13 protein-coding genes are annotated in these 13,705 nt (G+C 73.9%); 7 read left to right on the top strand and 6 right to left on the bottom strand.

Features of this window, described 5'->3' with window-relative positions; all coding sequences use genetic code 11:
• Positions 1-189: 189 nt before the first annotated feature.
• Positions 190-1,104, bottom strand: coding sequence for a LysR family transcriptional regulator (locus OG994_RS08615; RefSeq protein WP_328852764.1), 915 nt, complete (start codon positions 1,102-1,104; stop codon positions 190-192).
• A gap of 90 nt (positions 1,105-1,194) precedes the next feature.
• Here OG994_RS08615 and OG994_RS08610 point away from each other — a divergent pair, with 90 nt between their 5' ends.
• The 4 genes from OG994_RS08610 (at position 1,195) to OG994_RS08595 (ending at position 6,019) form a co-directional block, all read left to right on the top strand.
• Positions 1,195-2,136 carry a DMT family transporter gene (locus OG994_RS08610; RefSeq protein ID WP_328852763.1) on the top strand — a complete coding sequence of 314 codons (942 nt, stop codon included), beginning with the start codon at positions 1,195-1,197 and terminating at the stop codon, positions 2,134-2,136.
• 134 nt (positions 2,137-2,270) lie between these two features.
• The gene (locus OG994_RS08605) at positions 2,271-3,050 is read left to right on the top strand and encodes an endonuclease/exonuclease/phosphatase family protein (protein WP_120330830.1); all 780 of its coding nucleotides are present in this window, start codon (positions 2,271-2,273) and stop codon (positions 3,048-3,050) included.
• A 139-nt stretch (positions 3,051-3,189) separates the two neighbouring features.
• Positions 3,190-5,292, top strand: coding sequence for a M14 family zinc carboxypeptidase (locus tag OG994_RS08600; protein WP_328852762.1), 2,103 nt, complete (start codon positions 3,190-3,192; stop codon positions 5,290-5,292).
• 79 nt (positions 5,293-5,371) lie between these two features.
• The gene (locus OG994_RS08595) at positions 5,372-6,019 is read left to right on the top strand and encodes a fasciclin domain-containing protein (protein ID WP_328852761.1); all 648 of its coding nucleotides are present in this window, start codon (positions 5,372-5,374) and stop codon (positions 6,017-6,019) included.
• Positions 6,020-6,037: 18 nt separating this feature from the next.
• Here the strand turns inward: OG994_RS08595 and OG994_RS08590 are convergent, their stop codons facing one another.
• From OG994_RS08590 to OG994_RS08580, 3 genes are all read right to left on the bottom strand, one after another.
• Positions 6,038-7,036 (bottom strand): tyrosine-type recombinase/integrase, encoded by a 999-nt coding sequence (locus OG994_RS08590; RefSeq protein WP_328852760.1) that lies wholly within the window; start codon positions 7,034-7,036, stop codon positions 6,038-6,040.
• Between the two features lie 637 nt (positions 7,037-7,673).
• Complete coding sequence (locus OG994_RS08585; RefSeq protein WP_120330827.1) at positions 7,674-8,105, bottom strand: VOC family protein; 432 nt, start codon at positions 8,103-8,105, stop codon at positions 7,674-7,676.
• Positions 8,106-8,199: 94 nt separating this feature from the next.
• The gene (locus tag OG994_RS08580) at positions 8,200-9,015 is read right to left on the bottom strand and encodes a TetR/AcrR family transcriptional regulator (RefSeq protein WP_328852759.1); all 816 of its coding nucleotides are present in this window, start codon (positions 9,013-9,015) and stop codon (positions 8,200-8,202) included.
• Between the two features lie 115 nt (positions 9,016-9,130).
• Here OG994_RS08580 and OG994_RS08575 point away from each other — a divergent pair, with 115 nt between their 5' ends.
• Positions 9,131-9,757, top strand: a complete 627-nt coding sequence (locus OG994_RS08575) for a GNAT family N-acetyltransferase (protein ID WP_328852758.1) — start codon at positions 9,131-9,133, stop codon at positions 9,755-9,757.
• A gap of 355 nt (positions 9,758-10,112) precedes the next feature.
• Positions 10,113-10,598, top strand: coding sequence for a carboxymuconolactone decarboxylase family protein (locus OG994_RS08570; protein ID WP_120330823.1), 486 nt, complete (start codon positions 10,113-10,115; stop codon positions 10,596-10,598).
• A gap of 249 nt (positions 10,599-10,847) precedes the next feature.
• On the opposite strand, the gene OG994_RS08565 is transcribed toward OG994_RS08570, so the two are convergent.
• The gene (locus OG994_RS08565; protein ID WP_328852757.1) at positions 10,848-12,089 is read right to left on the bottom strand and encodes an RNA polymerase sigma factor; all 1,242 of its coding nucleotides are present in this window, start codon (positions 12,087-12,089) and stop codon (positions 10,848-10,850) included.
• 40 nt (positions 12,090-12,129) lie between these two features.
• Complete coding sequence (locus OG994_RS08560) at positions 12,130-12,951, bottom strand: class I SAM-dependent methyltransferase (RefSeq protein WP_328852756.1); 822 nt, start codon at positions 12,949-12,951, stop codon at positions 12,130-12,132.
• A gap of 73 nt (positions 12,952-13,024) precedes the next feature.
• Here OG994_RS08560 and OG994_RS08555 point away from each other — a divergent pair, with 73 nt between their 5' ends.
• On the top strand, positions 13,025-13,627 hold the full coding sequence (locus OG994_RS08555; protein WP_328852755.1) for a TetR/AcrR family transcriptional regulator: 603 nt from the start codon (positions 13,025-13,027) through the stop codon (positions 13,625-13,627).
• The last annotated feature ends 78 nt before the right edge of the window (positions 13,628-13,705 follow it).

Below are 13,705 nucleotides of genomic sequence, written 5' to 3'. Positions count from 1 at the left end.
CTGACCCTGTGGACAACCCCTCAAGATCGCGCTGCAGCACGAAAGTAGTGGCCTCCCGAGCTGCGGGAGGCCACTACTTTCCGCATCGAGCGTGATCTTGCAGGGCGGCGGCGGGCGCGGCCGCCCGGCGGCCAGCGGTCGGAGGCCCGGCCGCCCGCCGGGTCGCCCGCCTGCCGCCGCGCCCACCGGTCACCGGGGCGCCGGGGGCGGGGTGGCCGCCGCCGTCGCCTGAAGCGCCGCGAGCAGAGCACGCAGGGCGGGCGTGTCGGGCGCGGACTCCCGCACCGCCGCCCAGATCACCCGCACCGGACGCGGCCGGCGCACCGGGCGCACCCGCACACCCCGGTGCACGCCGCCCAATCCCGTCTCCGGCAGCAGGCTCACACCCAGCCCGGCCGCCACGAACCCCTGCGCGGTGGCGTAGTCCTCACTCTCCACCACCACCCGGGGCGAGAACCCCGCGGCCGCACACGCGGCGGACACCGCCTCCCGGCACGGGCCGGGCCACTCGCTGCCCACCCACGGCTCGTCGGCCAGGTCGGCCAGGTCGAGCACCCGCCGCCCCGCCAGCGGATGCCCGGCCGGCAGCACCGCCCGGTACGCGTCGTCGCGCAGGTGCACCAACCGGATCCCGTCGACCGGCGGCGCGTCCGCGGCGCGGACCACCAGCGCCAGGTCGACCCGGCCGTCACGGACCTGCGGCAGCGGATCCTCCGGGTCGGCCATCCGCAGGTCCACCCCCACACCGGGCAGCTCCCGGCGCAGCCGCGCCACGGCGGGCGCGACCAGACTCGCGCCGGCCGTGGCGAAGTAGCGCAGCACCACGCGCCCGGCCCGCCCGGCCCGCAGATCCGCCAGCGCCGCCTCGGCCTCGGCGACCTGCTCACCGATCGCCGCCGCGTACCCGGACAGCACCCGCCCCGCCTCCGTGGGCCGTACGCCACGACCCGACCGTTCCAGCAGCTGCACGGCGGCCTCCCGCTCCAGGACCGCCAACTGCTGGCTCACCGCCGACGGGGTGTACCCGAGCTGCCGCGCCGCCGCACTGACCGACCCGCTGGCCACCACGGCACGCAGCACCTGCAGGCGCCGCACATCCAACATGCAGCACAGCTTAACGGTGCGTGCAGATCCTTTCGCTTGTCTAACGAGTCGGGGTGGGGGAGCGTCGACGCAGACGACGAGGAGGACACCGTGCACCACCCCCGTACCGGCGCGCTCGTCCGCGTGACCACCCTCGCCCTGCTGTGGGGCTCCGGCTTCCTGTGGACCCGGCTCGCCCTCGACGGCGGCCTCACACCCGCGTACCTCGCCACACTGCGCTGCGCCCTCGGCGCCGCTGTCCTGCTCGTCCTCGCCCGCGCCGCCCGCCAGACCCTGCCCCGCGACCGCCGCACCTGGCGCCACCTCGCCGTGGCCGCCCTGCTCTGCAACGCCCTGCCGTTCCTGCTGACCAGCATCGGCCAGCAGAGCGTCGACAGCGGCGTCGCCGGCGTCCTGCACGCCACCACACCCCTGTGGTCGCTGCTGCTCGCCCTCACCGTCGGCAGCGAACACCGACCCCACCCGGCCCGCCTCGCCGGCCTGCTCCTCGGCTTCGCCGGCACCCTGCTCATCTTCGCCCCCGGCCCGCACAGCCGCCTCGACCCCGCCGGCGTCACAGCACTGCTCGCCGCCGCCGCCAGCTACGCGCTCGCCTACGCCTACATGGCCCGCCACCTCACCGGACGGGACGCGCCCCTGGCCCACTCCGCGGCGCAACTGCTCGCCGCCACCGGACTCACCGCACTGGCCCTGCCCGCCGCCACCCCGCCCACCGCACCGACCGCCACCGGACTCACCGCCGCGATCATCCTCGGCACCCTCGCCACCGGCGTCACCTTCCACCTCAACGCCCGCCTCATCGCCACCGAGGGCCCCACCACCGCCGCCGCCGTCGGCTACCTCCTACCGGCCGTCGCCGTCACCCTCGGCGCGGCCGTCCTCGACGAACCCCTCACCGGCCGCACCATCACCGGCACGGCCGTCGTCCTCGCCGGCGTGGCCCTGACCCGCCGCCGACCCCGACCGGCCGACCCGCCCACGCCACGACCCGCCGGCGCCCACCCACCCGAGCGCCACCCGGCACGCCGCTGACAACCCCGGCGATCACCGGCCCCGACGCCGCCGCACCCACACCCCCACCGCACCCACCGCCACGAACACCAGCATCGAACACAGCAACGCCCTGACCACCGGGAAAGACTGCCACGGCGTCGTAGGGTGCAGGAGTGCGCCTGGCCACCTTCAACCTGCTGCACGGTCGATCACTCACCGACGGGCTCGTCGACCCCGACCGGCTCGCCGCAGCCGTCACCGCACTCGACGCCGACGTCCTCGCCCTCCAGGAGGTCGACCGCGACCAGAGCCGCAGCGGCAACCTCGACCTCACCGCCATCGCCGCCCGCGCCCTCCACGCACCCCACCACCGCTTCGCCGCCGCCCTCGTCGGCACCCCCGGCCAAGGGTTCCGCCCCCTCACCGGCGACGACGACGGACACGGCGAACCCTGCTACGGCATCGGACTCATCAGCCGCTACCCCGTACGCCACTGGCGCGTCACCCGACTGACCCCCGCACCCGTCCGCTCCCCGGTCTACGTCCCCGGCCCCGGCCGCGGCCTCGTCCTCCTCCACGACGAACCCCGCGTCGTCCTCGCCGCCGTCCTCGACACCCCGCACGGGCCGCTCACCGCCGCCGCCACCCACCTGTCCTTCGTCCCCGGATGGAACCTGCGGCAACTACGCCAGGTCGTCCGCGCGCTGCGCACCCTGCCCCCACCCCGCGTCCTGCTCGGCGACCTCAACCTGCCCGCCGGCGTCGTCCGCCTCGTCTCCGGCTGGCGACCCCTGGGCCGACGCCCCACCTACCCCGCCGGCGAACCCCGCGTGCAACTCGACCACGTCCTCGCCGACCGGCACGCCGCACGCCGGCTCCCGCCCGTCACCGCCGTGGCCACACCCCTGTCCACCATCTCCGACCACCGGCCCCTCCTGGTCGACCTCGGCTGACCCGTCAGCAACGCCGGGGGAGCCGACCCCTTACCCGGCGACCCGCAAGATTCCCTCAAGATCGTTGCGCCGGTCATCCATGCCGATCATGCTGTTCCAAACCGCGTCACGGTCAACCAGTACTCGCCATGGAGGCCATGTGAGACGCCATCGTGCCGTCCTCATCGCACTGTCCACACTCCTAGCGGCCAGCCTCGCCACGATCGCCACCCCGGCGAACGCCCAGGCCGCCGAACCCAACCAGGTCACCAACCTCACGGTCCGCCAGGGCGACGGGTACGCCACCCTCGCCTGGAAGCCGGTCGAGGGCGCCACCGACTACCAGATCGAACGCACCCCCGTCGACGCCGCCGGCAACCCCACCGGCACCCCCACCGTCGTCGGCATCTGGCGACCCAACCGGCAGATCAACCAGGAATCGCCCACCTTCGCCGACGCCGGCTTCAACCCCGGCGACCGCTTCCAGTGGCGCGTACGGGCCCGCATCGGCACCGCCGAGCAGCCCTACTCCGAGCCCGTCGCCGACACCACCACCGCACCCTGGGGCGACCCCAACGTCCCCGGCCAGCAGCTGCGCACCCAGTGGGAGACCACCCACGCCGCGCAGTACACCAGCGACACCAACGAGTACGCCTACACCGCCGCCATCGACGAACTCTCCGACCGCGTCCGCGTCGTCGAGATCGGCCGCACCGTACGCGACCGGCCGATCAACATGTTCGTCATCGGCTACCCCACCCCGCCGGCCACCCCCGAGGCCGTCGCCGCCACCTCACCCGTCGCCGTCAACTGCAACGTCCACGGCAACGAGCCCGGCGACCGCGAAGCCTGCCTCATCATGGCCCGGCAGCTCGCCTTCAGCACCGACCAGCGGGTCATCGACCTGCTCAGCCACACCACCGTGCTGATCATCCCCACCATCAACGGTGACGGCCGCGCCGCCAACACCCGCGGCAACTCCACCGGCCAGGACCTCAACCGCGACTACTCGCTCATCCGCCAGCCGGAGACCGCCGCCTACGTCAAGATGGTCCGCGACTACCGGCCCGTCGCCGGCTACGACGGCCACGAGTACGGCAACTCCCGCGCCGGCGACCTGCCCATGCTGCCCCCGCGCCACCAGAACGTCGCCCAGCCCATCTTCGACGAGTCCATGGACATGATCGAAGGCCACATGTACCGGGAAGGCGCCCAGGACGGCTGGTGGCCCTGCCCGTACGGCTGCGAGGGCGGCGGCAGCGTCGGCCTCGGCGAGGAGACCATCCTCCGCAACACCCTCGGCCTGAAGAACGTCGTCAACTCGCTGCTCGAACTGCGCAGCTCCGGCGGTCAGACCCGCCCCGACGAGGGCAACACGGCCAACAACCGCCGCCGCAAGACCTTCTCCGCCCTCTGGACGTTCCAGCAGTTCCTCGACTACCACCGCGCGAACCTGCCCGACATCACGCAGGCCCGCGCCGAGGGCATCACCCTCCAGGCCTCCAACACCGGCCGGCTCGTCTTCCGCGGCTCCCGGCCCATCCCCGCCCACCCGGCGCCGCACCCCGGCGACAGCCCGCCGCCGGTCGACGCCCCCCGCCCCGAACTGATCCTCGACAACGCGCCCTGCGCCTACCTGCTCACCGAGGAGCAGTACCACGGGGCCCGCACCGACGGACCCGGCGGCGTCGGCGCCACCGTCGCCGAGCGCATCGCCGCACACGGCTGGAAGGTCATCAAGACCGCCAACGGCTACTACGTGCCCCTCAACCAGCCCGAGCGCGGCCTCATCCCGCTCCTGCTCGACGGCCAGGGCGTGGAGAAGCTCACCGACGGCCAGCGGATCTACCCGACCCTCACCGGCCGGCACACCGGCCCGCTGACCATCACCGGCTTCGCCTGCCTCGACGACGCCACCGTCACCGGCCCGGTCACCGTCCGGCCCGGCGCCGCGCTCGTCGCCACCGGCACCACCTTCACCGGCCCCGTCAACGCCAGCGGCGCCGCCGGCGTCATGCTGGCCGACAGCAAGGTCACCGGCCCGGTCCGCGTCACCGGCACCACCGACGCGGTCTCGCTGATCGACCTCACCGTCACCGGCCCCGTCGACCTGTCCGCCAACCGCACCGGCACCGCGCCGCTGCTCGTCGGCAACACGGTCACCGGTCCGCTGGCCTGCGCCGGCAACACCACCGCACCCAGCAACCTCGAGGTCAGCAACCGCGTGTCCGGCCCCCGCGCCGGGCAGTGCGCCACCCTGTGACACCCACCCCATGAGACCGTGCCGGCAGGGCGGCCGCGCCTCCGCCCTGCCGGCACACCCCACCCCCCGAGGAGACGTCGTGACGTACCCCCGCATCCGCAACCCGCGGCGCGCCGGCGCCCTCCTCGCGGCCGCCCTGCTGCTCACCACCACCGCCTGCACCAGCGGGAACCACAACACCGGACCCGACCCCAGCCTCGCCGCCGCCGTCCACGTCACCGGGCCCCTCTGCGACGCGCTACCCACCGGCAGCGAACCCGGCAACCCCACCGCCCTCGCCGGCCTGCCCGCCGGCGAAGCCCTCACCTGGATGCCGACCCTCACCACCTTCGAGGCGGCCGTACGCACCAGCGGCGTCCTCGACGAGCACGGCACCGACGGCCTCACCCTGCTGGCACCCACCGACGACGCCTTCGTCAAGAAGTTCTCCGACGACACCTGGGACACCCTCATGACCCGGGACCACGAGAAACTCCGCACCCTGGTCAAGGCCCACCTCATCGCCGGCACGCACAGCCTCGACCAGCTCGCCGCCGCCGGCACCACCACCACGCTCGACGGCACCACACTCACCGTCACCCGCACCGGCGACACCACCCGCTTCGGCGACACCGCCGACGCCGTCTGCGCCGACTACCAGGCCAAGGGCACCCGCATCCACATCATCAACGCCGTCCTCGGCCCCCTGCCCACCACCGCCGACGGCACCGGCCACCGCGCGCACTGACCCCGCGGCCCACGCCTCTCACGGCTCACCGCCCAGCAGACCAGCCAACGCCCGGTTGGTGCGGTTCGACCGCACCGCCGCCCGCTGCTGACCCGCCGTCACCTCGATGTACGTCTGCGACGCCGCCAACGACGCGTGCCCCAGCAACCGCATGATCTCCGCGGCGCTCGCCCCGTCCTCGGCCAGCCGCGTCGCGAACGTGTGCCGCAACGCGTGCAGCCGCGCCCCCCGCGGCACCCGGTCGGTGATGCCCGCCCGCCGGTAGCAGGACTCCACCAGGTACTGCAACCCACCCCGCCGCAGCGGCTCACCCCGCCGGTCCACCAGCAACGGCGAGTCCGGCCGTACGCTGCGCGCCCCGAACCGGCGCCGGCGGCTGTCCAGGTAGGAGACCAGCACCCGGTCCACGGCGTCCTCGATCGGCACCGTACGCGGCCGCCCACCCTTGCCCGCCACGTCCACCCGCCGCTCGCCGGCACGGCCGCCCAGCGACGCCACCCGCAGCGCCAGCAGCTCCGACAGGCGCAGCCCCGCACACAGCGCCAACGCCAGCACCGCGAGGTCCCGCTCCGGCCACGGGTCCCGCTGCCGGCCCGCCTCCCGGGCCACCGCCGCCAGCAGCTCCTCCGGCGTGTCCTCGCCCCGCAGCGGCTTGGGCTGGGGGAGCGGCGCGCGGGGGCGGCCCACGGCCGGCATCGGATTGCCCGGTACGACCCCTTCGGCGACCAGGAACGTGAAGAACGTGTTCCAGGTGGACCAGGCCCGGTGGACCGACGCGGCGGCGCGGGGAGCGGCGAACCGGGCGAACGCCGCCCGCATGACCTGGGGGGAGAGATCCGCGACGGCCACGGCGTCGAGGGGGAGGGGAGAGGTCAGCGCCTCCCCGGCCAGGCCCGCGATCGTCCGCAGGTCCCGCCGGTACGCCTCGAGGGTGTGCGGGGAGGGCTTACGGGTGGCCCGGGCGGTCAGGAACTCCTCGATCCAGCGCTGCACCGATTCGTCCTTTTTATCATGCATAAGGCATATTATGCAGGATTTTCGCGTTCCCGGGCAAGCGAGGGGAGAGCGTTGGGTGCGCGCGGCCGTGTGGACGGTCAGCGACCGAGCCTTGGCCAACCGGATGCCGCCGTGACTCAGCGGACCCCACGATGGCGGCCGGGGTCGGGCGATCACCATGGAGGGGGGATCGAGGTTCCAGCCCTGCGCGACGTCGGCCTCTGCCACTGAAACCCGGAGCGTCGACGGGTCGGATGGCTGCGTCCTGGCGCACTCCAGGACGCGCGGGCCACAGGGCGCGGCCGCAGCGGGGATCGGGTGCCGCTCGTCGCGTGGCATCGTCCTCGTGGCCGTGGCACCGTTCGTGCCGGCGCGCGGTGCTCACATGGCAGTCTGTCGCGCGTCGCCGCACGGGCGCGCGCCCGTCGACACGTTGTTCGTCGTGTCCGGGGTTGGTCGAGCCCCGACCCCTGCCGAGGGAGGGCCGGATCCGGTCTACTTGACATAATGTACATTATCGAATCAGCGGCCAGCATGGGGCGAGGCCCGAGATCGGACCGCGGGCCGGTCGGGTGTTGGGTGCTTGGAGGTCGGCGCTGACGTGGGCGACGGCCGCCATGGCACGCTCGATCGTGGAGGCTGCCTTGCCCTCGTCGGCCTACCGGGCGAACACCTGGTCGTCGTCGGCGAACGCCTTGAACTCCAGGGCGTTCCCGGCCGGGTCGAGGAGGAACATGGTCCACTGCTCCCCCGGCTGCCCGGCGAAGCGCAGGTACGGCTCGATGACGAACGCCGTACCAGCGGCCCGCAGCCGTTCGGCCAGCTCATGGAACTCCGGAACGGTCAGCAGGAGCCCGAAGTGCGGGACCGGGACGTCATGGCCGTCGACCTGGTTGCGTGCCGACGTCCGGCGGCCGGGGACGAGGTGCGTCACGAACTGGTGACCCCGCAGGTTCCAGTCGATCCACGTCTCCGCGCTCCGGCCCTGCTCGCACCCGATGACCGACCCGTAGAAGCGACGGGCGGCATCGAGGTCGTCAACGGGTACGGCGAGGTGGAACCGGGGGATGTGCGAGTTCAGCGTCGTCACGGGCTGGTCCTCTCTCGGACGATCCTTTCCGGCGTCCTATCACAGGTGCTCGACGACCCGCTGGAGGCGCGGGACGGCGGCGCGCAGCGCCTCGTCAGGCCGGGATCAGCCCGTCGAGCAGGCGGGCGAGGCCGAACTCGAACCAACGGTCCAGTTCCCGGTCCGGGTCCGCGGTCGCGACGGCGGCCAGCCAGGGCCGTTCACGCGTACGCCCGGTCTGTTCCAGCAACGCGAGAGTGCGGGCGGACCAGGTCCCCCAGGCGGCGGCACCGGCGTCGCGCTCGGCGCGCTCGGCCACGTGCAGCAGCGCCATGCCCTGCACGTAGCCGCTCAGGGTGAGATAGCCGGCGAACGCGTCGGGCACGTCGTACCCGGCGCCGGTGAGCACCTCCACGGCGGCGTCGACGAGCGCCAGCACCGCCGGGCCGGTGGGCGGCCGGGTGCGCGCCAGGACGGTCAGCAGCCACGGATGGTTGCGGTACATCGACCACTCCGCACGCGCCAGCCGTCCGAGACGCTCGCGCGGCGGCTGGCGCGTCCGGTCGCGCGGCCGTCCGGCGCGGAGCACGTGCTCGGCCATCGCGGCGAGCAGCTCGTCCCGGTTGCGTGTCCACCGGTAGACCGCGTCGGTGGTGAGACCGGCACGGTGCGCCACGGCACGTACCGTCACGGCGTCGAGGCCGTCGGCGTCGGCCAGTCGCACCGCCGTCCGGATCAGCTCCTCCCGACCGGTGGCGCGGTCCCCGTCCGCAGTGCCCGCACGTCGCCACGACGTCGCGGTGCGGCCCCGGTCCCGGCGGCGGCGGTACGCGCGTGCCTGGCAGCCGCGCGAGCAGTAACGCCGTGGCCGTCCCCGGCCGGAGCCCGCCGGCAGTTCGGTGCCGCACTCGGCACATCGCGGCCCGACCAACCGGCCTCTCCCCTCTTTTCGTCACCGCACCCGCCGTGACGAAAGTACTCCCCGGGCGGTCGGGCGGACGGCCAGCATCGAAGGTGCCAACCCGCCGGACGGACCGAGGAGTGCCGTGTCCCCCACCCTCGCGGTGCGCGCGCGACGTGCCGTACCCGCCGACGTCGACGCTCTCGTGCCCGCCTATCTCGCCGCGTTCGCCGACGAGGCCGTCCTGTCCTGGGTGGTTCCCGACCCGACGGACCGGGCCGCGCGTACGGCGTCGTTGTTCCGCGACCTGCTCCACGCCGCGGTCCACGACGGCCAGGTCATCGTCGCCGAGCTTCCCGGCGGCACCCTCGCCGGGATGTCGGTGTGGCAGCGTCCGATCGACGCCACGTCGCCACCGGCGCCCGCCACGCGACCGACGGCCGCGGCCCTGGACGGCCTCCCAGGGCGGCGGTTGGCAACGGTCACCGACACGGTGGCCGCCCACCGTCCCAAGGAACCCCACCTCTACCTCGCGTCGATCGGCGTACGGCCCGACCTGCGCGGCTGCGGTGCCGGTGGGGTGATCCTCGCCGAGGGACTGCGCACCGCGGACGCTGACGGCCTGCCGACGTACCTCGAGGCCTCGACCGGGCGTAGCCGCCGGCTCTACCTGCGCCAGGGCTTCCACGACCACGGTCGGCCGCTGGCCCTGCCCGACGGCGGGCCCGTGCTGTGGCCGATGTGGCGGCCGGCGCGGCCCGGTGGGGCGTGACATCATCTACCCGAGCGGGGCGAAGGCCACGAGTGGGACGCCTTCGGCGCGCAGCACGACGACGGGGGCCGGGCGCCCACGGCCGGGGCCGACCGCGCGGTCAGGCCCGGCGGCCCGACGCCGGTCGGGGCAGGAGGTGGGCCGGATGCGCCGTTTCGCGCCCGGGCAGTGGGCACGGACCTGCACGGTCCGCGGGGAGGAGTCCGCCCCGGTGTACGCCGTGGAACCGGGGTAGATGGCTCAGGACTAATGAGAAGGGACACGTGGCGCGGGTCACCTCCGCGGGCTGTCACACGGACCGGACCACCGGCACCCCATGGTCGTCCAGTGCAACACCACGAGTGAGGACAGAGCCATGGACGTCCGGTTCGACATGTTCCACAACGAGATCGGCGCGAAGTTCGCCAAGCGGTTCGCCAACAGCGGCCTGGTGATCCACCAGTCGTCGCTGCCCAGGTCCACGCAGGAGCTGGTGTCCCTGCGGGCCAGCCAGATCAACGGCTGCGGCTGGTGCATCGACATGCACACCAAGGAGGCCGCGGCCGCCGGTGAGAGCGCCGTCCGCCTCAACCTGGTCGCCGCCTGGCGGGAGTCCACCGTGTTCACCGAGGCCGAGCGGGCCGCGCTCGCGCTCGCCGAGGAGGGCACCCGGCTCGCCGACGCCCACGAGGGCGTGTCCGACGAGACGTGGGCCCAGGTGCGCAAGCACTACGACGACGACCAGGTCGCCGCGCTGGTGTGCCTGGTCGCGCTCATCAACGCGGCGAACCGGCTCGCCGTGATCGTGCACCAGCGTGGGGGCTCGTACGAGCCGGGCATGTTCGCCGCCGCGGTGGGCTGAGTCGCGTCGCGGCTGTCACGCCCGGGCGGTCGTGGGCGGCCGGTGGTTCCGGCCCGGGCTGACCGGTCCGGGCCGGAACCGGGTCTCCGGCCGGGCCGCGACCGGTGGCCCGCACCGGCCGCTCTCCCCCGGCCCGCACACCTGTTCGGCGGCAGCCCATGCCGCAGTCGCACACGCAGCGCAACGTTGCCGACTCGCAGGGCGAGGTGAGCCCGGCGACGTATGTCGGTGACGGACCGCGGCGGCCGGTCAGGCGCAGGCGGCGGCGCGGTCGAGCAGCAGTGCGCGTTCGCGTTCGTTGCGGGTCATCGTCGCGGCGCGTTCGAACTCGGCCTTCGCCTCCGCCGTCCGGCCCAGCTTCGCCAGCAGGTCGCCGCGTACGGTCGGCAGCAGGTGGTAGGCGGCGAGCGTCGGCTCGTCGCGCAGCGGTTCCAGCACGGCGAGGCCGGCCTGCGGTCCCTCCCCCATCGCGACGGCCACGGCGCGGTTGAGTTCCACGACCGGTGATGGCGCCACCTGGGCGAGCTGGGCGTACAGGTCGGCCATGCGCGCCCAGTCGGTGTCCGCGGCGGTGCGGGCGCGGGCGTGGACGGCGGCGATGGCGGCCTGGAGGGTGTACGGGCCGCCGCCGAGCGCCTCGGCCCGCTCCAGGGCGGCGAGTCCCCGCCGGATGAGCAGGCGGTCCCAGCGGCGGCGGTCCTGTTCGAGGAGGGTGACGGGTTCGCCGGAGGGGCCGGTGCGGGCGGCGGTGCGGGAGGCCTGGATCTCCAGGAGGGCGACGAGGCCGTGCACCTCCGCCTCGTCGGGCATGAGGCCGGCGAGGACGCGGCCGAGGCGCATGGCCTCCTCGCAGAGGGCGGGGCGCATCCAGTCGTCGCCGGCGGTGGCGGAGTATCCCTCGTTGAAGATGAGGTAGATGACCTCCAGGACGGAGGTGAGTCGGGCGGCGCGGTCGGCGCCGGTGGGCAGCTCGAACGGTACGTGGGCGTCGGCGAGGGTCTTCTTGGCGCGGCTGATCCGCTGTCCGACGGTCGGTGAGGGGACGAGGAAGGCCCGGGCGATCTCGTCGGTGGTGAGGCCGCCGAGCAGCCGCAGTGTGAGGGCCACGCGTGCCTCGGGTGAGAGCACGGGGTGGCAGGCGGTGAAGATGAGTCGCAGCAGGTCGTCGTCGATGGGGTCGTCGGTGATGGCGTCGAGGTCGGTGGGTTCGGTCGCGTCGGGGGTGACGAGGTCGGGCAGGCTGCGTTCGAAGCGTTCGCGGCGGCGGATCTGGTCGATGGCGCGGCGTTTGGCGGTGGTGGTGAGCCAGGCGCCGGGGTTTCGGGGTACGCCGTCGGAGGGCCATTGTTCGAGGGCGGCGACGAGGGCGTCCTGTGCCAGTTCCTCGGCCAGGCCGACGTCGCCGACGAGTCGGGCGGCGGCGGCGATGACGCGGGGGGCCTCGATGCGCCAGACGGCCTCGATCGTCCGGTGCGTCTCCGTGGTCGTCACCGGGTCACGATAGCTCCGGGTGGTGACGTGGCGGCCGGGCTCAGGAGGCGCTGCGGCGTACGGCGGTCGTGGCGAGGGTGGTGTAGTGCATCGTGAAGCGTCCGCCCAGGGAGTCGATGGCGTCGCCGACGGCGTCCAGCACGTCGGTGAGCTGTTCGGGGCGGAGGTGGGTGAGGCCGCCGGTGGTGGGGAGCAGGTCGAGCCACTGGTCGCGGGTGTAGGGCTGTTCCCAGTCGAATCGCCACTGTTCGGGCTCGGTGAACTGTCCGGTCTGCCGGATCGTGTCGGCGAACTTCGTGTACGCCGCCTGGTAGAGGTCGAGGGGACGGCGGGCCGGTTGGTGGTGGAGCGGGGAGTCGGGTGCCGCGCGCCGGAAGGCGGCGGCGAACGGTTCGGCGACCTCGGGCGGTGGCTCGTACACGTGGCCGAAGATCGCGAGTCGTCCCCCTGGGCGCAGCACGCGTGCCGCTGTGGCGGCGCCGGCGGCCGGGTCCACCCAGTGCCAGGACTGGGCGGCGACGACGGTGTCGAACGTGCGGCCGGCGGGCTGCCAGGCTTCGAAGGTCGTGACCTCGACCGGTAGGCCGCGGGCTCGTGCGAAGTCGGCCATCCGCGCGTCGGGTTCGATGCCGAGGACGGTGCAGCCGGCCGCCTGGAACTGGCGGGCGGCGATGCCGGTGCCGCAGCCGACGTCGAGCACGTGGGGGCCGGGGCTCCCGTCGACGATGCGGGTGACCAGGGCGTCGGGGTAGGCGGGCCGGGCCCGGTCGTATCGGTGGGGGTCCACGCCGAACGACTCGGCCATCCGGCGGGCCTGGTGCGGTTGCGGCGTGGGTGGTTGGTCACGCGGTAGAGTGGGCATGTGCCCACCCTAGTGGGCGCGTGCCCACTCAACAAGGGCCGCCGGGCGGGTCGATATGCGAGAGGATCTGTGAGTGCCGACTGGGGTGCACCTTCGCGACGCGCGGCAGCAGCTGTTCGACGCCGCCGAGCGCGTCCTTCTGCGGGACGGGCCGAACGGGTTGACCAGCCGGGCCGTCACCGACGAGGCGGGCTGCGCCAAGGGCGTCCTGCACCGGCACTTCCCCGACTTCGACGCCTTCCTCACCGAACTCGTGCTCGACCGGGCGACGCAGCTGGAGGCGCAGGCGGGTGCGCTGCGCGAGTCCGCCGGCACCGGCACGGTGGTCGACAACCTCACCGCCGCGCTGACCGGCCTGTTCGGGCCGGTCCCGGTGGCGATCATCCCGCTCATCACGTTCCGGGACGAGCTGCGCGCGCGGCTGCGGCAGGCCACTCCGGGTGGCGGCATCGCGATCCTCGCCCAGGCGACGACCGCCATCTCCGCCTACCTGGCCGCCGAGCGTGAACTGGGCCGCATCGCGGCCGACGCCGACATCGACTCGCTCACCCTCTCCCTGGTCGGCGGCGGCCATCTCCTGTCCGTGGACCGTGAGCCCGGCCCGCCGACCACGGCGGCCGTCAGGAAGCTGGTGACGGCGATCCTCGCCAACGCGGTGCGGCGACGACCGGCCTGAGCGCGATCTCGCGACCGGCGCCCGCGGCAGGGTCTCCCCTGCCCGCGCGCGGTGGAGAGCGCCTCCTCGTCCTGGCCG

It is taken from the genome of Micromonospora globbae (assembly GCF_036184225.1).
GTDB classification, from domain to species: domain Bacteria; phylum Actinomycetota; class Actinomycetes; order Mycobacteriales; family Micromonosporaceae; genus Micromonospora; species Micromonospora globbae.
The sequence above is the reverse complement of the archived record's forward strand: the minus strand, read 5'-3'. Positions and strand labels throughout refer to the sequence as shown.